This is a genomic window from Sporobacter termitidis DSM 10068, assembly GCF_900130065.1.
Classification (GTDB): domain Bacteria; phylum Bacillota; class Clostridia; order Oscillospirales; family Oscillospiraceae; genus Sporobacter; species Sporobacter termitidis.
Genome location: NZ_FQXV01000015.1, coordinates 1 through 22,926, shown reverse-complemented (window position 1 = coordinate 22,926; position 22,926 = coordinate 1). Strand labels below are relative to the sequence as shown.

General features: G+C 57.4%; 20 protein-coding genes. 9 read left to right on the top strand and 11 right to left on the bottom strand.

The window, feature by feature from the left end; all coding sequences use genetic code 11:
* Positions 1–78: 78 nt before the first annotated feature.
* The 7 genes from BUB60_RS16865 to BUB60_RS16835 form a co-directional block, all read right to left on the bottom strand.
* The gene (locus BUB60_RS16865) at positions 79–1,293 is read right to left on the bottom strand and encodes an aldo/keto reductase (RefSeq protein ID WP_073081712.1); all 1,215 of its coding nucleotides are present in this window, start codon (positions 1,291–1,293) and stop codon (positions 79–81) included.
* Between the two features lie 64 nt (positions 1,294–1,357).
* Positions 1,358–1,930 (bottom strand): TetR/AcrR family transcriptional regulator, encoded by a 573-nt coding sequence (locus BUB60_RS16860; RefSeq protein WP_073081709.1) that lies wholly within the window; start codon positions 1,928–1,930, stop codon positions 1,358–1,360.
* Between the two features lie 107 nt (positions 1,931–2,037).
* Entirely contained in the window at positions 2,038–3,399 is a 1,362-nt protein-coding gene (locus BUB60_RS16855; protein WP_073081706.1) for a B12-binding domain-containing radical SAM protein, read from the bottom strand.
* Positions 3,400–3,568: 169 nt separating this feature from the next.
* Positions 3,569–4,303 (bottom strand): MBL fold metallo-hydrolase, encoded by a 735-nt coding sequence (locus BUB60_RS16850; RefSeq protein ID WP_073081703.1) that lies wholly within the window; start codon positions 4,301–4,303, stop codon positions 3,569–3,571.
* Positions 4,304–4,391: 88 nt separating this feature from the next.
* Positions 4,392–5,192 carry a 2-oxo acid dehydrogenase subunit E2 gene (locus tag BUB60_RS16845; RefSeq protein ID WP_073081700.1) on the bottom strand — a complete coding sequence of 267 codons (801 nt, stop codon included), beginning with the start codon at positions 5,190–5,192 and terminating at the stop codon, positions 4,392–4,394.
* A gap of 26 nt (positions 5,193–5,218) precedes the next feature.
* Positions 5,219–5,416: a hypothetical protein gene (locus BUB60_RS16840; protein WP_073081696.1), complete on the bottom strand. Its 198-nt coding sequence runs from the start codon at positions 5,414–5,416 to the stop codon at positions 5,219–5,221.
* A gap of 13 nt (positions 5,417–5,429) precedes the next feature.
* Entirely contained in the window at positions 5,430–5,999 is a 570-nt protein-coding gene (locus BUB60_RS16835; RefSeq protein WP_073081693.1) for a TetR/AcrR family transcriptional regulator, read from the bottom strand.
* Positions 6,000–6,213: 214 nt separating this feature from the next.
* Between BUB60_RS16835 and BUB60_RS16830 the strand changes: the two genes are divergently transcribed.
* Both BUB60_RS16830 and BUB60_RS16825 read left to right on the top strand, forming a co-directional pair.
* On the top strand, positions 6,214–7,821 hold the full coding sequence (locus BUB60_RS16830; protein WP_073081690.1) for an MDR family MFS transporter: 1,608 nt from the start codon (positions 6,214–6,216) through the stop codon (positions 7,819–7,821).
* 218 nt (positions 7,822–8,039) lie between these two features.
* A complete protein-coding gene (locus tag BUB60_RS16825) occupies positions 8,040–9,605 on the top strand; it encodes a WG repeat-containing protein (protein WP_073081687.1) in 1,566 nt (521 codons plus the stop codon).
* A gap of 50 nt (positions 9,606–9,655) precedes the next feature.
* On the opposite strand, the gene BUB60_RS16820 is transcribed toward BUB60_RS16825, so the two are convergent.
* Positions 9,656–10,480 (bottom strand): VanW family protein, encoded by an 825-nt coding sequence (locus BUB60_RS16820; protein ID WP_073081684.1) that lies wholly within the window; start codon positions 10,478–10,480, stop codon positions 9,656–9,658.
* 127 nt (positions 10,481–10,607) lie between these two features.
* On the opposite strand from BUB60_RS16820, the gene BUB60_RS16815 reads away from it, so the two are divergent.
* Both BUB60_RS16815 and BUB60_RS16810 read left to right on the top strand, forming a co-directional pair.
* A complete protein-coding gene (locus BUB60_RS16815) occupies positions 10,608–11,564 on the top strand; it encodes a PstS family phosphate ABC transporter substrate-binding protein (protein ID WP_073081681.1) in 957 nt (318 codons plus the stop codon).
* An 11-nt stretch (positions 11,565–11,575) separates the two neighbouring features.
* Positions 11,576–13,144, top strand: a complete 1,569-nt coding sequence (locus BUB60_RS16810; protein ID WP_073081678.1) for a WG repeat-containing protein — start codon at positions 11,576–11,578, stop codon at positions 13,142–13,144.
* 61 nt (positions 13,145–13,205) lie between these two features.
* On the opposite strand, the gene BUB60_RS16805 is transcribed toward BUB60_RS16810, so the two are convergent.
* Both BUB60_RS16805 and BUB60_RS16800 read right to left on the bottom strand, forming a co-directional pair.
* On the bottom strand, positions 13,206–14,480 hold the full coding sequence (locus BUB60_RS16805) for an MFS transporter (protein WP_159435450.1): 1,275 nt from the start codon (positions 14,478–14,480) through the stop codon (positions 13,206–13,208).
* An 85-nt stretch (positions 14,481–14,565) separates the two neighbouring features.
* On the bottom strand, positions 14,566–16,611 hold the full coding sequence (locus BUB60_RS16800; protein WP_084726574.1) for a diguanylate cyclase: 2,046 nt from the start codon (positions 16,609–16,611) through the stop codon (positions 14,566–14,568).
* A 261-nt stretch (positions 16,612–16,872) separates the two neighbouring features.
* On the opposite strand from BUB60_RS16800, the gene BUB60_RS16795 reads away from it, so the two are divergent.
* From BUB60_RS16795 to BUB60_RS16775, 5 genes are all read left to right on the top strand, one after another.
* Positions 16,873–17,136 carry a phage holin family protein gene (locus BUB60_RS16795; RefSeq protein WP_073081653.1) on the top strand — a complete coding sequence of 88 codons (264 nt, stop codon included), beginning with the start codon at positions 16,873–16,875 and terminating at the stop codon, positions 17,134–17,136.
* 267 nt (positions 17,137–17,403) lie between these two features.
* The gene (locus BUB60_RS16790) at positions 17,404–17,814 is read left to right on the top strand and encodes a Fur family transcriptional regulator (protein WP_073081649.1); all 411 of its coding nucleotides are present in this window, start codon (positions 17,404–17,406) and stop codon (positions 17,812–17,814) included.
* 43 nt (positions 17,815–17,857) lie between these two features.
* Complete coding sequence (locus BUB60_RS16785; protein ID WP_073081646.1) at positions 17,858–18,403, top strand: NADH peroxidase; 546 nt, start codon at positions 17,858–17,860, stop codon at positions 18,401–18,403.
* A gap of 244 nt (positions 18,404–18,647) precedes the next feature.
* A complete protein-coding gene (locus BUB60_RS16780) occupies positions 18,648–20,387 on the top strand; it encodes a S41 family peptidase (protein ID WP_073081643.1) in 1,740 nt (579 codons plus the stop codon).
* A 165-nt stretch (positions 20,388–20,552) separates the two neighbouring features.
* Complete coding sequence (locus tag BUB60_RS16775) at positions 20,553–21,593, top strand: stalk domain-containing protein (RefSeq protein WP_073081640.1); 1,041 nt, start codon at positions 20,553–20,555, stop codon at positions 21,591–21,593.
* 1,033 nt (positions 21,594–22,626) lie between these two features.
* Here BUB60_RS16775 and BUB60_RS16770 read toward each other — a convergent pair.
* Positions 22,627–22,926 (bottom strand): integrase core domain-containing protein (locus BUB60_RS16770; RefSeq protein ID WP_143162394.1); only part of this gene is annotated, 300 nt, incomplete at its 5' end.

Genomic DNA, 22,926 nt, shown 5'->3' with positions numbered 1-22,926 from the left:
GCGCGTCCCATGGTGCAAGAATCCGGCGCCTTCAGCTGACTGAAGCCGCCGGATGTCCTTGTCTCCAAGCCTGAATTTTTATCCGTTTGCTTTTTTGCCCGGACCGCCCCGCGCCTTCAGGTAGCCCTGGATCAGGCCGGACAGTGGCCTGAAATAAAAGGGCTCCATCTCCTTCGATACGTCCTTTAGCAGGCTGCGGATCGGGAGGCTCTGGGGGCACTTCTTTTCGCAGGCACCGCAATTTTTGCACAGCGAAGCGTACGCCCTGCCGCCCCCGTCGACCCCTGCCGTGACGCCCATGTAGAACATCCTCTGTTTTCTGTCATCGTAGATATACCTGTCGTTATAGGCGGAAAAGCAGTACGGGATGTTGACCCCTGCGGGACACGGCATGCAGTAGCTGCAGCCGGTGCATCCGACCTTGACGGTTTTCGTCAGAATATCCCGCACCGTCTCGTAGACCTTCATATCGTCCCCGGTCAGGGAATTCGGCAGGACTTCCCCGGCCAGACGGATGTTTTCGTCGAGCTGAGCCTCCTCATTCATGCCGGACAGCAGCAGCGAGACGCCGGGGTGGTTCCAGACCCAGCGGAGCGCCCATTCCGCCGGCGTGCGTTTGGCCTCAGCGCCGTCCCACACGGCCTGCACCTGTCTGGGCAGCTTATTGACGAGGAAACCGCCCCGGAGCGGCTCCATGACGGAGATGCCGATGCCCTTGGCGGCGGCATGCTCCAGCCCTTCCCTACCGGCCTGATTGTGCTCGTCCACATAGTTATACTGGATCTGCGCCATGTCCCAGGGGTAATCGTCCACGATTTTGATAAACTGCTCCCGCCCGCCGTGAAATGAAAATGCGACCCTGCGGATTTTCCCCGACTGCCGGGCCTTATCGAAAAAATCCTCAATGCCCAGCTGCTTGAGCCGCTGCCAGCCCTCCATGGTCCCCAGCATATGAACGAGATAATAATCGATACGGTCCGTCTTCAGCCGCTCCAGCTGCATTTCGAGCACTTTGTCCATGTCCCTGCGGGAATTGATGTTCATGGGCGGCATTTTCGTGGCGATCATGACCTTGTCCCTGTAGCCCCCCGACAGGATATTGCCCAGGGTCGCCTCACTCCCCCGGTAGAGATAGGCCGTGTCGAAGTAGTTTACACCGCGCTCGATGGCGGAAATGACTTGCTTTCCCGCTCTGGCCTCGTCGATCTTATTGCCGTCCTTCGGAAAGCGCATGCAGCCGTACCCGAGAATCGAGACCCTGTCCCCCGTTTTGCCCATTTCGCGATATAGCATTGATGACCCCTGCTTTCATTATTAGAGTGAATGTTCATTCTATTTAACTCAAAAATAAAATATTTCAGCGTTTCAGCATATCCCACATTGCCTCCAGCGACAAGTCGAGCTCCGGGGAGTCCAGGCCCACCGCGCCGGAAAGGCACAGCTTTGCCAGCGCGATGATGGCGCCGGAGAGCAACGCGCCGAGAATATCAAACGAAATGTCCTTAATGAGGTTCTCCGATTTAGCACGGCAGAACAGCTCAGAGAGGACACCAGCGGAACGCATCCCCTCCCGTTTCGTGTCCTCGGTGATGATCGGCGAGTTCTCGCACTGCTCCAGGAAATTGAGCTCCGCCGGGTTTTCGGCGTAATAGGCAAGCATGTTCCTCAGGAGCGTTTTAAAGGATTCCCGCACCGGCGCGCCGGGCGCGTAATTGGCCGTGATAAAGCGGAGCAGCCGTACCTTGTATTCAAGAAAGAGCGCGTTGATCAGCTCCTCCTTGCTGGGAAAATAATGATAAATCGTGCCCATCCCGATTTTTGCCCGGGCGGCAATCTGCGACATGGGCGTGGCGTGAAGTCCCTGCTCGGAGATGAGCGCCAGTGTAGCTTCAAAAATCGCCGCGATCTTGTCGTTTGCCTTTTCCGTCATGGCGCCCCCTCCTCAGAGTGAATGTTCATTCTGGTGAAACATTACCGCTTTTCTCGCCAACTGTCAAGCACAACTTTTGCCCAAAGGCTAAAGCGGAGCGCCATGTTCTAGCGCTCCGCTTTTTGTGTGCGCTGCTGACAGCGGGGTTCCGGCACGGTTGACTTTCCGGCCGGCGCTTCTTCATAGGCGCTCCCGCGGATGGCCAGTCGGTACCCGAGATTCATCAAGAAGCTGTACGGCAGCCGGGTTTTTGACACGCGGTATCGCTTTAAAAAGGACGGCAGGGAATAAAAACGCCGCCGGAAGTCCGTATACCCCTCGTACAGCTGCCGGGCCGTCATGTTTTTGGGCTGAAAGGCCACGTGTGTCTTCCCGTTGTACATGCTCCAGTCCCCTGTCAGCAGGCGGCCCTCGGCCTTCAGCTGGGCGTAGACCGGCGTTTTCGGCAGCGGCGTCAGGATGCTGACGGTGGCCCCGTCGATGCCGAGCGTCTCACACGCCCGGAGCGTTTTCTCGAAAACGTCCGGGCCGTCGCTGTCAAAGCCGAAGACAACGCCCGCCTGGACCAGGATGCGGTGGCGATGGATCATACCGATGATGCGCCCGTAGTCGCCGACACGGTTCACCCCCTTGCCCGCGTCGTTAAGCGACGCGTCGGAAAAGGACTCCAGCCCCACAAACAGATACAGGCAGCCGGCGTCCCGCGCGGCCTCCAGCAGGCCGTCGTCGTCGCAGTCGGCCAGCGTCACCTGCGCGGCCCAGCGTTTTTTGAGCTTTTTAAGGCCCGACATCAGCGCCAGGGCATGCCGCTTATCGGCGAAAAAATTGTCGTCCCAGAACACGAAATGCTTTGCTTTCAGTCCTCCGATCTCGCGGAGGACCTCGTCGTCCGGGCGCGTGCGAAAACCGTCGCCGTAGATCTGCTTCAGATTGCAGTAGCGGCAATGATACGGGCAGCCGCGCGTTGAGAAGACCGCGCTTTTCATAACGGAAAAGCGGCGGCGGAGCAGCTCCCAGCGCGGCGGCGGCAGGTCCTTCAAAGCGGGCGGGGACACCGGCGCGTAAACGCCCCCCGCGCGGCCATTATAAAAATCCCGCAGGAAGCGGGGCCACGTCTCCTCGCCCTCGCCCACAAGGATATGGTCGCAATATGCCCGCGCCTCGTCGGGCATCAGCGTCACGTGCGGCCCGCCCAGCGCCACGCGCGCGCCCCGCTCCCGGAAGATGCGGCTGATTTTGTAGCAATGGTAAGCGTTGGGCGTGTTGACGGTGATCGCCACAAGATCGAAAAACCGGTCGAAGGGAATCTTCTCGTTGTATTCGTCCACCAGCGTAATCTCGTAAAGCGCCTCGTCGATAAACGCCGCCAGATACGGCATGGTGATCTGGACGAAATTATTGAACTGCTTCCTTCTGAAGCGGTTGATCTCCGCGTTTTCGGGCTGTATCAGCAGGATTTTCTTTTTCATGATCCACCTCGGCGCTTTTTTCTGAGCTCCACGGATCGATTATACCGCCGTCAATGTTGTAAAGCAATAATTTTTTATTGTTTTACGATAATTAATTTGCGAATAATAATAAGAAGACGGGCGCATCCCGCCGGATAACGCCCGCCTGTTTCAATATTTCTGCTGTATCTTATTTCCCCGTTTTGATGATCTCCCGGAGCCTTTCCCCGATATTGCCGGTCACGAGGCCGCCGTGGTAGCAGACGACGTTTTCGATATCGTAGTCAAGGAGCTTTTCCAGAGACTTCATCGCCGTGGGCATATCGAGGGTGAATTTCGGGTCCGGCGGGTTGAGCCTGCCCTCCCGGGCGGTGAGCGCGTCGCCGGTGATGAGCGCCTTGTCCGCCGGCACGTATACGCAGAGGTGGCCGGGCATATGGCCGCTGACCTCGATGATCTTGATGCCGCGCTCCGGCAGGACCTGCCCGTCCGCCACGACAGTCACCTTGCCGATCGTCTCCAGGACAGACAGGCGCTGTATCTCCTCGGCCAGGGCCCTTTTCTCCTCCTCCGAGGTGCAGGAGGCGTATTTTTTCTCGGCCAGCTGCAACCGGAGCGGCCTTTGCTTCCCCTCGATATAGGGCGCCTGCTCCGCCGTCGACAGGACCTCGATGCCCGGATATTTATCGAGCACCGCTTTTAAAGACCCGATATGGTCGCCGTCGTGGTGGGTGATGATGATCTTTGTAACTTCGGAGAGCTGCAGCCCCTCTTTCGCCATCGTCTCCTCAATTTTCTGCAGGAAACCGGGCAGGCCGGTGTCGACAAGCACGAGTCCGCCGTCGCCGCGGACGGCCGCCGCGTTGAAATAAGCCTTGAAGTCGCCGAACTGAGTCTCCAGGGGCAGCATGGTCGTATAGTTCATGACGTCTTTCCTTTCGTTGAGGTTTCCTCCATTATATTCCGCCGCGCTGCCGGAGACAAGCGGTTATTTGGAAGACGCCTCCGGCGGTCTACAGCCCGTCGCCGGACTGCAGCAGCGCGGCAAAACGGGTCATGTACCGGGCGGCGGGGGCGCCGTCGATGACGTCGTGGTCCACAAGGGCCGTCAGCTTCAGATATTCCCGGACCGCGATCCGGTCGTCGACGACACCCGGCTTTTTGGTGATGCTGCCAATGGCGAGGACCAGCGGATGGATGCCGATGGGGATAAACCATCCGTCGCAGTCCCCGCACATCCCCAGGGACGTCACCATCACGGACCCCATCGTCCTGACGGCCGTCCCTGGCCGGAGCAGGAACGTCTTCCAGATGAAGCGCCGCAAAAAGGCCGGCATTTTATAAAACAGCGCAGCGGCGCGCCGCAGCCCGCCGCTGCCCAGGACGACTGTTTTCTCGTCCGCCCGCTCCTCCTGCGCCTGCCGGACCTCCCGGTGGATTTCACCGACGCTTTTGCCGCCGCAGTTCCGTATGACAAACGGCAGCGGCACGTCATGCCCGCCGGCCCGCTTTTCGGCGGCGACCGCCACGTCGATGGTGCCGGAGACCGCTATTTTCCGGCGGCCGCTGCGGTACGCGGCGATCTGCGGGAATTCCCCCGCCGCCGCCGCGGCACAATGGGCGACCCAGGCCGTAAAGGACAGGCTCTCGCCGTTTTGCGCCCTGTACCGGCGAAACAGTGCCCGGGCCTGTGTCACGTCGACCTCCAAAAGGGCGGCGATATGGTGCTTTTTCAGCCCCAGCGCGCAGATATCTATTGTGGAAAGCCGGCTGGCCGGGAACGCGCTTTCCCGGAGCCCTTCTGAAAAACCCATTTCTCCCCCTCCTTGAGAACCTGAAATTACTGCTTTGTCTTTTTCCCTGGCAGAAAGAGCGTTACGACGGTGAAAATGACCGCCGCGATACCGATCGTCATATGAAACTGCAGGGAGCCGGGGTCGACCGGCGTGCCCTGCCCGCGCAGGTACAGCCCGCAGATCATTGCAGACGCCAGCAGCGTGATGGAAATGACGCGCATGATGATTCTGAATGCTTTCATTGTGAGTCCTCCTTTACCGGGCTTGCCCGATGATATTATCAATAAAAATATCCAGGAGCCGGAATCCGACGTCCAGGTCCGACACATCCCCATTGAGGCTTTTCTTATACGCCGTCGGGTGTAAAAGGATCACCTGCAGCGGGACGATGAGCTGCAGCGCCAGAAGCCTCAGCTCATTCTCGGATTTTTCTTTAAATATCTCCTTCAGGATCGGCAGGATGGTCCGGACAGTGTTTTCGTTGCCGCCCTTCAACTCGGCACTGATGGATATCTCCGACAGGAAGCGGTGCTCCACCGCGAAGCGGGAGATGCCGCGCATCATATTCCTCAGCCGCTGCCGCGGCGCCGCGCCGCCCGGCGTGTCTTCCAAAAGCTGATCCGCCATCTGCGACATGCAGGCCCCGACAGCCAGGTTCAAAAGATTTTCCTTCGACTGATAATAGTAATTGATCAGCGCGCTGTTCACGCCCGCCAGGGATGCGATCTCCCTGTTTGTGATCCTGGTGAGGTCCTTTCCCTCCAGCATGAGCCCGACGACCGTATTCATGATGCGCTCTTTGGCATCCGGTGTGTTTTCATCCATTGCAGCGCCTCGCTTTACAATTTAATCTCGGTTTACCTTTGATTTAATCATGATTAAATTATAATTAACTGCACCGACAACGTCAATTGGCAAATGTCGATAATAACGCACGGAATTTTCGGTGCAAGATAGGCAATTTTACCGAATGTCCGTCTTGTACGGCCAATGATATAATCTCATCAATAAATAACAATCGTTTTAAGGAGAAGAAGGTTTGAAAACAGAAAACATCCATGGAACGCGCCTTGTGCTCATCATCGTCTCCCTGATGGCGAGCCTGCTGCTGGCGGCGCTGGATTCCACCATCGTCGGCACGGCGATGAAGACGATCATCAACGAGCTGCACGGCATGGAGCACTATGCCTGGCCGTTTACGATCTACATGCTGTGCTCCACCGTCGTCATCCCCATCTCCGGCGGGCTTGCGGATATCTTCGGGCGCAAGCCGATTTTCCTGATCGGCATCTTCACCTTCCTTGTCGGCTCGGTGTTCTGCGGGCTGTCCCAGAGCATGCTCTGGCTGATTTTGTTCCGGGGCGTCCAGGGCCTGGGCGGCGGCATCCTCACAACGAGCGTTTTCACCGTCGTGGCCGATCTTTTCCCGCCGCAGCAGCGCGGCAAGTACATGGGCATCGTCACCTCCGTCTTCGGCCTTTCCAGCATCATCGGGCCGCTGATCGGCGGGCTCATCACGGACTACATGAGCTGGCGCTGGATATTTTACATCAACATCCCCATCGGCGTCGCCGCCCTTGTCCTGATCGTCCTGTTCATGCCGAATTTCAAGGCCCAGAATGAGAGCAGCAAGGTCGACTATCCCGGCGCGCTGTTCATCGTGCTGACGCTTGTCCCCATGCTTTTGGCTTTCAGCTTTGCCGGGACGACGTACGCGTGGGGCTCCGTCCAGATCATCGGCATGTTCGCCTTATCCGCCGTCATGCTCGTGCTGTTCGTGGTGGTGGAGTCCCGGTCGGAAAACCCCATCATCCCCATGACGTTTTTTAAAGACCGCGCCATCTGGGTAACGCTCCTGGTGGCCTTTCTTTCCAACGCCGTCATGTACGCGGCCATCATGTATATCCCCTATTTTGTCCAGGGCATCCTCGGCACGTCCGCCACCACGTCCGGCGCCGTGACGGTGCCGATGACCATCGCGCTCATGGTGACGAGCAATTTCATCGGCATCCTGGCGACGAACAAGAGCAATCTTTTCCGGTTTTTCACCGTCCTGGCCTTCGCGGCCTCCGCCGCCGGCCTGCTGCTCCTGTCCCGGATGACCGTGGCGACGACGTATATGACCGTCATCATCAATATGGTCATTCTGGGCGGCGGCATCGGCCTGACCATGCCGATCGCCAATATCAACGTCCAGAACGCGGCGCCCATCGAGCAGCTGGCCGCCGCCACCGGCGCCACGCAGTTCTTCCGGACGATCGGCTCCACCATCGGCTCGGCGATCTTCGGCACGATCATGACGTCGTCCATCGCCAGGGGCTTTATGTCGCTGGACCTGACCGGCGTGCCGGCCGGCATCCAGTCCGCGCTGAAGGACCCGCAGATGATCACCAACAAGGAGGCGCTGGGCCAGCTTGTGAGCCAGACGCCGCCCGAGCAGGCCGGCGCCGTGGGCGCCGCCGTCGACGGGGCCAAAAACGTCCTGCTGGGCGGCATCCACGACGTCTTCCTCTTCTGCACCATCGTCGCCGTTGCCGGTATCGTGCTCTCCGTCTTCTTCAAGTCCGCCCCGATGAAGATCATACACGCCGGCCGTCCCTCCGGGGATGCGTCCCCCGGGCCAGCCCCCGGAGCACCGGAAAACTGAAAAGCTTATACATCGGCAAAGCCATGCTGCCGAGAAAGCTCAAAGGGCTTTTTCGATAGCATGGCTTTGTTACTTTTTCGGCGTTTTATGCGATGTTGTCATCAAATGTTTAATATTTGTTCCGCGTTTGTGGTTTACAGTGCTGGTATTTTTAGGTACGATCTGGTTGGAAACTTTTTCTTTTTCTGAGCGTCATATGGATAATGGGAGGCTTCGATATGAGAAAACGCGCCATTGCCGTGCTTCTGGCGGCGCTTCTGCCGCTTTTATCCTCCTGCGGCGTCCATGCCTCTCCTCCCCCGGGTTCTGGCGGGCCTTCCGCTTCTCCGGCGCCGGTTCTCTCTCCCGGCTCCGGCCTGAAGGTCAAAACGGACTGGTCCGCGCTCGCGCCCTACGCCCCGGACAAGGACGTTTATACACGCCTGAAGGAGGGCCTGATGCCCGAGCTCGTCCCTTCTAAGGATTACGGCCTGCTGCTGCCGTATGTGGGGGAGGTATTTTACGACGCCACATTTACCGGGTTTGACTTGTCCTATAAGGGGCTCGTGACGGCAGACGGCACAATGGTGACGGACGACGTCTATTCCGAGGCGTACCAGGCCACGTATTACGGCGCATCCTGGGATGAGACATATTCAAAGCCGCTTTACGTCCTGGCGAAATACCCCTACGTCCCCCCGGACAAAGGCCAGTGGTTCGGCGGCGCCTGGGCAATGCACGCCGTCTGCGCGCCGGACGGCAGCTGGGTCACGCCCTTTGACTATACAAACGTGTATTGCCTTGACAAGGTTATGATGCTCGTGCGCGACTGGAAAACAAACGATGTCGACGTGATGGATTACGGCGGGCACATCCTCTATAACCTGAAGGACCTCCCCTGCGCCGATAAGCTCGACCCGCTGTTTTATTATCGTGTTGACGAGACGTTCTACGGCGAGGGCTATTGCGCGGTCAGAGGCGGTTACCTCAACGAGCTGACCGGCGCGTATCACGACACCGGCTTTGAGTATGCCAAGCTCTTTTCCGACGGCCTGGCCGCCGTCAAAAAAGACGGCCGGTGGGGGTATATCGACAAGAGCTTCAAATTTGTCATCGCGCCGATGGCCGCTCAATACGCGGGTGCCTTTCACAACGGCAGAGCGTATGTGGACTTGTCCGGGGGCCAGGGCAAGCTGATCGACAAAAAGGGGCACACGCTCCTGACCGCCTGGTCTATAGGCTTCTACGATACGGACGAATCGGGCCGTATCGCCTACGCGGACAGTGCCGGGAAAATTCACGTGCTGGACAACAATCTCAAGGAGCTCGGCGCGGCGGATGAGACGGCTTTGAGCTACATCCCCGGCGGCGGTGTCTGCGTCCGGGCGGACGGCAAAACGACGCTGTATTTCAAAGACAAAACGTACGAGCTGCCGGGGGATTGCCTTGTCACGTCGGCCCGGGGGAATTTCATCGTCTGCCAGTTCCCGGCGGACGAAAAAGCCTGTCTCATGACGCTGGACGGCAAAACGCTCGCCGAAACAGGCTATGACGATATCATCAAAGATGTCGTTACCGGTCCCTCCGGCAAAACGGCTGTTATACTCGCGAGCTCCGACTATGAGCGCCCCTCCTACGGCGTTTACGCCGCGGACGGCACAAAGCTCTTTTCCGGCGGCGGCAACGCCGAATATAACGCGCTGTCGGGCCTCCTCTGCGTTTACGACAACCGGTTTTTCGCCTACGCGGACTTTGACGGCAACATTGTCTTTCGTCTATCCCTTTTAAACAGCCTGCCGGACTGAAATCAGGGGCCGCGCCTCTATCCCGTTTCACCGGGAGCAGGCGGACCTTGTCATCCCGTCGGGGCGTCGATAAACGGCGGGTACATCATGAGGGCGTGGTTTTCGGTGATAAAATCCTCCCGGATAAAATGGCCCGCAAGATCGTACGTCCGGCGGTACAGCTGGTTATGCCGGCTGAAGCCGCCCCAGTATTCGCTGCTGAAAGAGTGGTTTTTTTCGACAACTTCATATTGATATTCAGGCGGCTGCTCGGACCGCCACTCCCCGACGAGGTTTTCGGGCCCCACATGGACGGAAAGCTGAAAATCGTACGGCGTTTCATTGCGCACCATCAAATCGCCGTAGGGATAAAAGCAGGTCGCGCCGCTGCCGAAGGGCTGCGTGCGGCCGGAATCCGGAAAGACGTCATACCCATGGCGGTGGCGCTCCGTTACAACCAGCGGCGTGTGCAGCGTCATCCAATAGATGAGATTGGACAGCTGGCAGAGCCCGCCGCCGCAGCCGGGCATCACCCTGCCATAATTGAGTATGACGCCGTCCAGATAGCCTTTTTTATACGTCGGCTTACCGATGAGCTTCCAATAGCTGAAGGTTTCACCCGGGTGCACGACGACGCCGTCGAGCTTCGCCGCGGCCAGCCGGAGATTTGTGATTTTATTGCGCTGCAGGCGCATATCCACGTCCTTAAGCTGCCGGAGCAGAAGCGTCTCGTGGTGAAAACAGACGCAGGGCAGCAGGCTTTTCTCAATTTCCCCCGCAAACTGCCGCCGGCGCGCCAGCCACACGGCGTACCTGCGGGCACTGTGATAAATGACGGCGGCTTTATATCTCAGCGATGACCGCCGTATCGGCTCTGATACCGGTTTCGTCACCATAGGAGCCTCCATTGTTTTTTCCCTTATCATACCATTTCTCAAAAAGAAGTCCAGCACGGGGCTCCTATCCCCGGCAGGAGGACTCAAGCACTCAATCCAGACAAATTTTGCGTTTCGGAGGTACAAAATGAAAAAGATTATCATCCCGGCAGTTCTTGCGGCACTTCTGCTCGCCGTCTCCGCCTGCGGCACGGTGCCGGGCGGGGCCGGCCCGAGTCCGGCGGATACATCCGCCGGGGGTAGCCCGTCGCCATCCATATCGCCTTCCCCGTCCGAGGAGGAATTTGTCTTCACGCGGGAAAACTTCCCCCGGATGGACGGCTCCACCTCGACGATACCGCTGGGGCAGGCGGTCGCCAGCGTCCTGCTGGGCGAGTCGCGGGATAATGTTGCGGAGCTGGCGCAGTTCAGCAAAACGACGCAGTCGTTTCGGAACCTCATGGACGGCGGCTCCGACATTCTCATCGCCGCCGAGCCGAACACCTCCGTGTTTGAAGAGATGAAACAGGCGGGCTTCACCTATGACATGGCGCCGATCGCCACCGACGCGCTGGTGTTCGTCGTCAACGCCTCCAATCCCGTCGACAGCCTGACGACGGAGCAGGTCCAAAAGATCTACACCGGCGAGATCACCAACTGGAAGCAGGTGGGCGGCGCGGATCTGCCAATCGAGGCCTTTCAGAGAAACGCCGAATCCGGCAGCCAGTCTCTGATGGAAAAGCTCGTCATGAAGGACCTCAAGATGGCGGAGGCGCCGCAGGGCTATACGATCGCCGAGATGGAGGGGCTCATTTCCGCCGTCAGGAGCTTTGACGGCTCGTCGGCCGCCATCGGCTACACGGTATATTATTACGCCGACGACATGAAGATGGCCGACGGGCTCAAGATTCTCTCGATCGACCGCGTGAAGCCCGACGATGGGACGATCGCCGACAAATCGTATCCGTTTTTAAACCCGTATTACGCGGTTATCTCCGCCAAAGAGCCGGAGAACAGCCCGGCCCGCGTCATGTATAACTGGCTGCTGTCCCCCGAGGGACAGAACCTGATTAAAACCGAAGGCTACGTGCCGGTCCAGGGATAGGAGCCGCTTTGATGAAACAATGTATCCGGCAGCGCATCGCCGCCCTTGTCCTGCTCCCGGCGCTGACGCTCGCCGCGTGTGCCCAGCTGCCGGCGTCCGACGGCCGGAATACCCAGAGCCCGCCCTCCCCCGCCGTCACCGACTGGCACTCCGGCGTTAAAACCGACTATTCGGGACTGACGCCGTACAAGCCGCCGGAAGAGAAATATACGCGCCTCTCCGACGGCCCGCTCCCCGGGCTGCAGCCCTCCGGAAACTACGGACAGCTTTTGCCGTATCTCGGCGAAACGATGTACAGGGACGGCGGCGCTTACAGAGCCATCAATATGTACGGCCTTGTCACCGAAAACGCCGAGATCGTCACCGACCCTGTTTACACAAACGTCTATACGGGCCAGTATTTCGATATTGGCAAATATGCGGGTGCTTTTGCCCCGGCTTACGATCTCGAAAAAGTGGCCGACGATATCGACAGGGAGAATCCCTGGAACAGCGAGCGCCACGCCGCCTGCGCCCTTGACGGCAGCTGGGTGACGCCCTTCGATTACATCCGTATTTACTTCACCGACAAGGTGTTCATGGGCATGCGCGATGCCGAAACGAACGACTTTGATATCTTAGATTACAGCGGGAAGCTTTTGTACAATACAAAGTCGCTGGGCTGCTATAAATATCTCTCGTCGAAAACCTCTTACATGTTCAGCGACGGTTATGGCGAAGGGCTCATCGGGCTCCCGCTGTCCGACGGCAGAACGGTATATATCGACGCGCTGACCGGCAAAGAGACTTATACGGACTACGCCGACGGCGGGGCCTTTATCGGCGGCCGCGCGCGCGTCACGCAGGACGGCCTTATCGGCTTTATCGACAGGAGCTTTCAGCTTGTGATAAAGCCGCAATATACCTATGCCGCCGCCTTTGTCAACGGGCGGAACATCGTTCAGCTGCAGGACGACAGCTACGCCGTCATCGATGACGCCGGGAAAATTCTGTTTCAAAACAAGAACATGATCACCCAGTACGACGCCAAAACCTACGGCGTGTACGACAGCAGCAGCAATTCCCGGTACTACGGCGACGATTTCAAAGAGCTGGCAGCGGACGGCCATACCCTCACACCGCTGTACGACGGCTGGTTTTATTACACAACGGACATCGGCGCCGTGCTTTTGAACGGCAGCGAAAAGCATCTGCTCGGCGGCGTAAAAAACATCAACTTCGTGTCGGGCGGGCTGGTCGGCTGCTATGACAGCGGCAAAGACGTCTGGTCGGAGGGGATCATGACGCTGGAGGGCAAGGAGGTTGTCCCCCTCACCCAAAACGTCAGCCCCACCATCGTCACCAGCAAAAAAACAGGCGACGTCTATATTATCCTCACCAGCTACGCCCCCGACGGCTCCAATCAGACGTACGCCGTTATGACGAAGGACGGCCAAACGATATTCTTCGGCAAGGGCGCCGCCTACTGCAGCGAGCAGTGCGACCTGCTGGAGGTCAGAGACGAGCAGAGCTTCGGCTACATGGACCTGAACGGAAATTGCCTCTTCAAAATCTCGCTGCTGCGGTACCTGCCGGACTGATAAGGAAAGCGCCCTGTGTATAGTTACAGCAGCCGGCAAAACGGGAATACCTGTTATCATTTTAAATGTTCGCCCTCGCGGGCTTCTTCACCGCCACGGCCTTCAGGTACAGCCCCAGCGCCAGTGCCGTCAGCACGGCGGCCGCCCAGTAAACGACGCTGTAGCCCAGCGTGTCGGCGACGGCGCCGAATACAAGGCCGCCGATCATAAAGCCGATATCGATGGCCGCGAAATACGCCGCCGACGCCGTGCCTCTTCTCTGGGGCGAGCACCGGAGAAATATCATGGAATTGATGGCCGGATAGACGGCCCCGCTGGCCAGCCCCATCGGCGCGGCGATGATATAGAGCAGAAGCGGCGTATGGACAAACGGGATCGCCGCCAGGCACACCACGATGCCGATGATGCCGGGAATGACGACGATGTCCGGGCCGAGCCTGTCCGTCAGCCTGCCGAACAGGACGCGCGAGGCAAACAGGCCCACGGCGTTGATGGTAAAGTAAAGCCCGATATTGCCCAGCGCGCGCGCCTCGGCAAACAGCGTCAGAAACGTGTTGATGCTGCTCTGGGCGAAAAACAGGAGGATCAGGACAGCCATGGGCTGGAACACCGCGTACTCAAAGCCGAGAAACGTTTTCGGCAGAGGCGCCGCCGGCTTTGCCGCCGCTTCTTCCGCCGCCGGCCCGGCGGCGGTTTTGCTCTGTCCGCCTTGAAGCGCAGTCTCGCGCAGGGCCTTCTTCCGTTTGCGCTCGTAGGTGATGCAGCAATCGAAAATCATACTGGCGAGGCAGAGCGCGGCGGCGATAAAGAACAGCTGCTGAAAGTCCCTGATTTCGCCCTTGCCCACGACCGTCAGGGCAATGAACGGCGCAAAGGCCGCGGCAAACGTGGCATACAGGCCGAAATACCCGATGCCCTCCGACATGCGCGATTTCGGGATGACGTCGGCGGCCACGGCGCCGGCGCACGTGGAATGCATGCCGAAGCCGAAGCCGTTGATAACGCGTATGGCCAGCAGCAGGATGATGGCCGTCGTGATGCCGTAGAGGGCACAGGCAACAGCGCAGATGAAAGCTCCGATGATCAGCAGCCTGACCCTGCCGAATTTATCCGAAAAGATGCCCGAAAACGGCCTTGCCAGGAGCGCGGCAAAGGAATAGACAGTCAGCATCAGGCCGCTGTAAAATTCCGAGCCGCTCACCTTTTGGGCATACAGCGGCAGCGCCGTAAAGAATATGTAGTTGCAGAACGCAGTGCCGAAGGACGCCAGCATGACGATAATATAGTCTTTCGTCCAGAGCCGCTCGGGCTTTTGTACGCTGATCGGGTTTTCCATCTTCTTTTCCTGGCGGCCGCACATATCGCTTTATCCGCAGAACAGGCGAATCCAGGTTCTCCTTTTCACAAAATCGGCGCCGGGCCTATATGCCGGCGGCATTTTCGAGTTCTTGCCCTTTTCCGCCCATCATCCGGACAAAAACATCGACGATATGGGGGTCGAGCCGGGTACCGGCCTCCTTTTGGAGCTCCAGCAGCGCCGCCTCGTGGTCGGGGACTTCCCCGCCGCGGTCGTTGAGCAGCGTGTCATACCGCCCCGCCACGGCGATGATGCGCGCGGCCAGCGGAATTTCGCTGCCCTTGAGCTCCCGGGGGAACCCCGTGCCGTCCCAGCGCTCATGATGGCTGTAGACACTTTCGGCCAGGCTCAGCGTATTGTCGAACAAATTCAGTATCCTGTAGCCGATGACGGGGTGCTGCCTGTATTCCGACGCCTCTTCCTCAAGGTCATCCCCGGCGTGTTTGCCGGCGGCGTCCGTGTCGATGCCGATTTTGCCGATGTCGTGCATAAACCCGGCGCTTCTGAGCTGCGCGACCTCCGTGTCCGGCAGGCCGAGAGCCTCGCCGATGGCTTTGCACAGCTCGCTCACATTGGCCGAATGCCGCTCTTCCCGCGGGCTTTTGCCGTACAGCGCCATGATGACGGCGTTGAGCATATCGGCATTGACCTTATTGCGGCTGCGCGCTTTTTCCTTATACATTTCGTTCTCGGCGTTTTTCATTGTCTGGGCGAGCTTTTGTCTGCCGTCCGACTTCGTGTCGCAGCCCAGCGACATGCTGCACCGGATCTCGTTGACTTGCTCCCTGGCGAGCACCTCCCGGATTCTGGACATGATGACCTGCGCGTCCTGGAGCTGCGTCTTCGGCAGCAGGATAACAAACTCGTCGCCGCCCAACCGGGCGATCCGGTCCTCCGACCGGCAGATCTTTCTGAGAATGTCGGCCGTTTTTACAAGCAGATCGTCCCCGGCGGCGTGGCCGAAAACGTCGTTTGTCAGCTTCAGCCCGTTGAGGTCTCCCATGATAACGGAAATCGGCAGATTCTGCCTGCCGTCGATTTTCCGCAGCATCGTCTCGAAGCAGCTCCTGTTTAGGAGCCCCGTCAGGGAATCGTGGGAGCTGTAATATTCGATCTGCTGCTCGTGCACCTTCTTGAGCGTGTTGTCCATAAACGTCACGACCGCGCCGATGAGCTCGCCGTCCTTGTACTGCGGATATGAATTGTATTCCACGTCCAGGCTCGTCCCGGAGGGGCGCCAGAACACCTCGTCGTCGGCGTGGATGGCGATGCCCTCCATGCACGTCCTGATGATGTTGCACTCCGTCCGCGGCAGGGGCTCGCCGTCCTTGCGCCGGGAGTGGATCAGCGCATAGACATCCTTGCCGAGCAGGTCCTCCGGGCTCTTCAGGCCGAGCATTTCCAGACAGCTCGTATTGCAAAAGGTGCAGCGGATGTTCATGTCCACGCCGAAGACGGCCTCGGCGGCCGAGTCCAGAATCAGGCGGAGCTGCTCCCTGCTCTCGGTGAGCGCGCGGTTCGCGGCCTCCAGCTCGCTGTTTTTTTGCTGCACGACAGCCGCCGCCTCCTGCCTGCTCACTTCAAAATAGGCGATCAGCAGAACCAGCGAGACAAACGTGACAGAGAGATTTACAATGGAGACGGCGCCGAATTCAGAGGCACCCCAGCTTTTATAGCTGAACGCCAGAAAAGCCGCCATTGCCGCAAGAATGATAAGAGAAACCGCCAGTCCCTTTTTGCTGCCAAGCAAAAAAAACGCCACCGGCGGGAAAACGCAGATCCAGGTGAATATGTAATACACGTCGCCCGCGCCGGCAAAGACGGCGGCCGCCATGCCGGCCATGATGGCGATCAGCGCCCAGGCGCAGACATCCACGCGGTTTGTCTTATGAAAAGCATACCGGGTCACAAGGCATAAAACGGCGGCGGCGGCCTCGGTGGCGGCCACGAAATACGTCCCCCTTATGGCGTTCAGCACGGCGAAAATGCCGGACAACGCGATATACAGGAGCAATATGACATTAACGAGATAAACCCGCCTGTATTCGGGATGATCAGGCTTAAAGCGAAAATCATTCGTCAGCAGTTTTTTCATTGCAGAACAATTCATTATCCGCCCCCCAATGCCCGAAATTTATCCATACATTTATAATATTTCAATTTTTTACCTTTTTATAGTCATCCTGTCACAATATAGTAATACTATTACAATGGTCTCTTTTTTTCAACAGATAATTGCGAGATTTCCGGCCGTTCGATGAAAATACGACGGCGGTCCGGAGCTTGTATTGTTTTTCCTTTCAATCGGTTCTGACGCGTCGGCGGCCGTCATATAGACATAGTACAAGTATTATGTGGAAGGGGAATAACTATGGATTTCGGCTTTACGTCCGTCGCCGCCATTACCGTCATATGCTACCTTGTTATGGAAATATTAAAAACCACGCCGATCAACAGAAAATGGCTGCCGATCATCAGCGGCGTGCTCGGCGGGGGTATCGGCGTACTCGCCATGATGATCATGCCCTCCTACCCCGCCTCCGATTATCTGAACGCCATTGCCATCGGCATCGTCAGCGGCCTTGCGGCAACGGGTATCAACCAGGTGGCAAAGCAGCTCAAGACGCCCCGCTGAGCGCCCGTATAAACGCCATAAGTCCAAGCGCCGGCCCTCTCCAGTTAAGCCGGGCGCGCTCCCGCCGCAGCAGCAGGGGCGCGCCCGGCTTTATATTTTATCCCGCCCCGGTCTTTACCTGCCGGCGGATAAAATGCCGGCGCGGTGTTAAAATTACCTCCGAAGGCCCCGCCAAAAAAAATTTTGAGAACCTCTTTACAAACAAAATAATGTGTGCTATATTAACATCAATAATAATTATCATTATTGTTTTAGGGAGGTCGATCAATGAATTCAATTAAAAAACACAGCCGGAAAAGAGAAGCCATCCTCGAAAAAATCTGCAGTACGACGACGCATCCGTCAGCCGTATGGGTTTATGAGGAGCTGAGAAAAGAGATCCCCGATCTCAGTCTTGGCACTGTTTATAGAAATATTTCTGTTTTTAAAGACGAGGGACTGATCATATCGGTCGGTGTGGTCAACGGGCAGGAGCGGTTTGACGGCAATGTCGAAGAGCATACGCATTTTATCTGTCTGGACTGCGGCGACGTTCTCGATGTCGACGCCGCGCTCGATCCGTCGTTCACGGAAAAGGTCGAGGCGGAAAACAATGTGGACGTTCTGTTCCGCCAGCTGACGTTTTACGGCAGATGCCTGAACTGCAGCAACAAGTCTCAAAAGGCTTTTTCAAAATAAAACGCTTAATCAATTCAGTTTAATTTAATGGAGGTATAAAATTATGAAAAAGTATGTTTGCAGCGTGTGTGGTTATGTCCATGTCGGCGACGCCCCTCCGGAGCAGTGCCCTGTCTGCAAGGCGCCCGCCTCGAAATTTGTAGAGCAGTCCGAAGACATGACCTGGGCAGCCGAGCATGTCGTCGGCGTTGCCAAGGGCGCGCCCGAGGATATCATCAATGATCTGCGCATGAACTTTAACGGCGAGTGCTCCGAGGTCGGCATGTACCTGGCCATGGCGCGGGTCGCCATCCGCGAGGGCTATCCCGAGATCGGCGCCTTCTGGGAAAAGGCCGCCTATGACGAGGCCGAGCACGCGGCGAAATTCGCCGAGCTTCTGGGCGAGGTCGTCACGGACAGCACAAAAAAGAACCTCCAGATGCGTCTGGAAGCGGAAAACGGCGCCACCGGCGGCAAAACTGATCTTGCCAAGCGCGCCAAGGAACTCAACCTGGACGCCATCCACGATACCGTCCACGAAATGGCGCGCGATGAGGCGCGGCACGGCCGGGCGTTCGCGGGACTCCTCAAGAGATATTTCGGCGAGTAATCAGGGCAAACAATCCCGTTGTCTGATATCGGGAAACCTCTGTGTTGAACGCTTTGTACAAAGTTAATATATATTGTAAAATCGAGGAACGCCGCAGCTTGACGTTCCTCGATTTTACTTTTTGAAATCTCGCCGGAGGCGCTGGCACGGACTTCCTTTAGTTCATATAAATACTTGAATTTCCTCCGCGATTGTATTATTGTATTATTAATCTAATACAATAATACATTGAAGGAATGCTTTTATGGGCAAATTCAAAAAGCTTTTGTACCTCACAGGCGTCTTTTTCCTGGCGTCGGCTCTGGCGCTGAGCGCCGGGGCGGAATTCGCCGGGAGCGAGACCGGCGCCCGAACCGAAGCCCGGCAGGCGGACCTGGACTATCTTTACACAAATCTTAAAGAACGCCACCCCGATATTTACGCCAATACGCCGGAAAGCGCCTTTCTGACCCGGAAGGCGGAGATCGAGTCGCGCCTGGATACCGATAGCAACGCGGCGTATATTCTTGATCTGCAGAGCCTTGTCGCCCTCATAGAGGATTCACACACACAGCTCTCGATCAGCAGCATCGCGGAGGAAAGCCGTTTTTATCCCTTCGCGCTCAACTGGTTCGACGGGCAGTGGATTCTGAGCGCCGCGGAAACCGCCCGGCAGGACCTCATTGGAGCACAGGTGACAGCCATAAACGGCCTGCCGATGGCGCAGGTTTTACAGCGTTTTTCAATTATCTCCAGCGCCGACAATCAGGTCAAGCTGCGGCGGGATTTCCGGCAGTCCTGCAACGCGGAGGAGCTCTACCGCTACACAGGCGTCGTCAGCGGCGACGCGCCGCTGATCCTGACGCTGCGCGACAGCGCGGGGCAGGAAAAGGACCTGGCACTGAACGCGACGGACAGTGCCGGCCTGAATCAGCTGTCCGTGGCCAAGCTGTCCGACGCGCGCAAAAGCACGCCGAAAACGGCGCAAAACAGCACATATTACTCCGCCATGGCATTGGACGGCAATGCCTATTATATTCAGTACAACAAGTGCGCCGAGGACCCGGAGCTGCCGATGGAGACCTTTTGCGCCCGGATACAAGCGGCGCTGGACGCCGGCCGTTACCAGCGTGTTCTGGTCGACCTGCGGAACAACGGCGGCGGCTCCGACGGCGTGATCGTCCCCCTTTTGATGCTGCTGCGGGAGGAGCTGGACACAACGGGCCTGCAGGTGACGGCACTGGTCGGAGAGGGCACGTTTTCCTCCGGGATCATCAACGCGGTGGAACTGCAGGAGATGGGCTGCGTCCTGGCGGGCGAGGCCACAAGCGGCAGCGTCGATCACTTCGGCGCCGTGAATGTCTTCCAGCTGCCGAACTCCGGGCTCAAAGCCCAGGTGTCCTCAAAATACATTGCGCTGAGCGGCATATTTGACGCGGCCGCGGGCAAAGGCGTGGAGCCCCTGATACCGGACGTGGTCATTCCGCAAACGCTGAAAGACTATATGGACGGGCGGGATACCTGCGTCGAAAAGCTGCTGGCCGACCCGGCCGGTATAAAACCCGAAAACCGGGCGTCCGCCCCCCTGACCCGGAGCCGCTTTATCGCAATGCTCTACGACGCCGCCGGAAGCCCGAAGCAAACGCCGGAGCAGCTGCCTTTTTCCGATCTGTTCGGCATTGAGTGGTATTTGCCCGCTCTCAGCTGGGCCAAAGACAGCGCTGTCGCCGCTGGCACCGGCAGCGATGCGTTTAGCGGCGCGCGTATCATGACCTGGCAGGAGGCGGCAGTATTTCTCGTGAGGACCGTTCAAGCCATTAATCCGGCGCCGGAGGATATGACGGGCAGCACGCCGCCGGAAGCGCTTTTGGCCGGCGCCTGGGATGAGGAGGCTATAAGAAGCGCATGGAAATGGGGTCTTCTGCCGCTGAACGCGGACTTCACCGTTCCGCCCACACGCGCGCAGGGGGAAGCCATGGCGGAAGCGCTGCATCAGGCAAAGTAAATCCGCATTTAAGCTTGCGGTAAAAAACCAAGAGGGCTATAATGGCAATGTTCCTCATTTTTAATTCCGATTTATTTTTTATATCACCATAAATTTTTCCGGCAAAGGGCCGATATAAACTATGGTGCTATTTATAAATATAAATAAAAAAAGGGAGAAGAATTAATGAGAAAAAAACTGAAAATCTTCACAGCACTGACTCTTTCCATCGTCATGACCATGTCGCTGTTATGTGCACAGGCCTTTGCCGCGGACACGAAAACCGTGCAGGTCAACGGCTATCCTATCGAGGAACTGTCGCCGGCCAAACCGCAGCTGGAAATTAATAATGTCACCTCCACGCTTGAGCTCGATAAGGGCACAAAGGTAACGGTGAAGGGCGACGACGGGGACGAGTTATGGACGACGGCCGAGACCATCGACGCCGCTTATAACGCCGCCGCGCCGGTGACAATCAAAACGCTGGACGACGCAGCTTTCTTTGACGTTTACAAGCTGCATCAGGACGGGAATATCTTTGCCTTTGATTTCGACGAGTCCATTAAATATACCTCCGGCCAGGTGGAGATCGAGGATATCAACGGCAATGATAAGACCATTGACGCCGGCAGCGTGACCCCCGACGACTACGTTTACAGCTACCTGGCGGGCTGCACCGTCACTCTGACCGAGCCCGGTACTTATTACGTGGAATTCCAGTATGACAACCTGTTGGGCGCAGCCCAGGTCTTTATCAACGTCGGCGGCAACGCCAATGAAAATCCGACGACGCCCAAGGCCGTGACGGCAACGCCCGCCGCTTCCAAAATTATAGTCGACGGCACACAGGTCTCGTTTGACGCTTACGTCATCAATGAGAACAATTACATCAAGCTGCGCGATTTCGCCAAGGCCGTCAACGGCTCGGAAAAGCAGTTTGAGGTCACCTGGGACGGCGAGAATAACGCCATCCGCTTAACGTCCAGAACCGCTTATACGCTGGTCGGCGGTGAACTGGCCGCCGGAGACGGCAAGGTCAAGGATGCCGTTCCGAACGCATCGAAAATCATCCAGGATGGTACGGAAATAGCTTTAACGGCCTATACGATAGGCGAAAACAACTATTTCAAGCTGCGCGACCTGGCCAAGGCCTTTAATATCGGCGTGACCTGGGACGGCGCGACCGGCACGGTCGGCATCGATACGACAGTCGGTTATACGGAATAACGCAGTTCTCCACCACATGTATTAAAATTCCGGCGCGATGTTTTAAGCATCGCGCCGGTGTTTTGTTTTTCGCGCCATGGAGGCCGAGCTGCGTTCGCCCCCGCGGCATGCGTTGATCGCGGCGGGACGATTCGTGAATCTCCCCGACATAGAACATGAGGGTATTCTGTAAAGGCAGGGTTCTATGCCTGCCCTCTTGTACCGTGCCGCGCCGGGAGGCGTTCCCTCCTTCAGTCGCCTGCGGGCGACAGCTCCCTCGTCTGAGGGAGCCGGGGAAGACGGATTCGGACCCACGGTGTCATTCCCGCGAAGGCGGGAAGCCAAGCCTTCCCCTTGGGGAAGGTGGCGCGCAGCGCCGGATGAGGGATTCCTGTGCCGCGCCCCGGCGACTTTTTCATAACTGGCCCGTCTTCTCGGCGGCGCTGTGATCCTCGCCGACACGCTCAGTATAACATACTGAGCGTGCTTTTTTCGTTATAAGAAAGCCGTCTACCCACCCGCATACTCATTCGACATAAAACGACAAACGCCTCCATTCGGCGTTTTTAAAAATATAAATATAGCACAAATCGAGATTCTCAAAAATCAATTATCCAGCAACCGCAACGCTTTGACCACTTTTCAAGCCCCAAACGCTTAATACTCTCGTAACATATCAAGGAAAATACCGCGTCACTCCAGCCCCTTATCAAAGCTTTACAAGGCATTTTCGTTCAAAATCAGCCCCAAACCATCCAATAGAAGCCCTTTTTCATCAAATACAAGCCTGTTTTCCCGTCGAATCTCTCGTAGGGGGCGATGCCCACATCGCCCCGTCGGTCCTTCCCCACAGGCCGCCGCCGCGCCAACAACCCCGGACGGCCAATGGCCGTCCCCACGGCATATCCTTATGGCTTATGTAGGGGCGATTATCAATCGCCCGCCGTCCCCGTAAGGCTCCTTTGGCAAAGGCGCTGTCGGCCGACTGAGGATTGTCTCCTGTGCCGCGCCTCTGTGCATCAGCCCCTGTAGGGGCGATTTGCGCCGTACTGGCTCATGCGGACAAGTTAAACGGGTGATATCTTGAGATTTCGTAGAATAGCGGCGATTTGTAACCCAAAGCTGAATGAAGCCTTCGGCAATTGTAATAGACATCGATCCATTGCTTTAGACACCGTTCGGCCTGCTCGATCGTACTGAAGGCAATTTTGTAAAGGTATTCTGTCTTCAGTGTCTGAAAAAAGGATTCCATCGGAGCATTATCGTATGGATTGCCTTTGCGGCTCATGCTTCCTAAGATGCTATTGCTACTCAGCAGCCGTTTGTAATCCTTGCTCGTATACTGACAGCCACG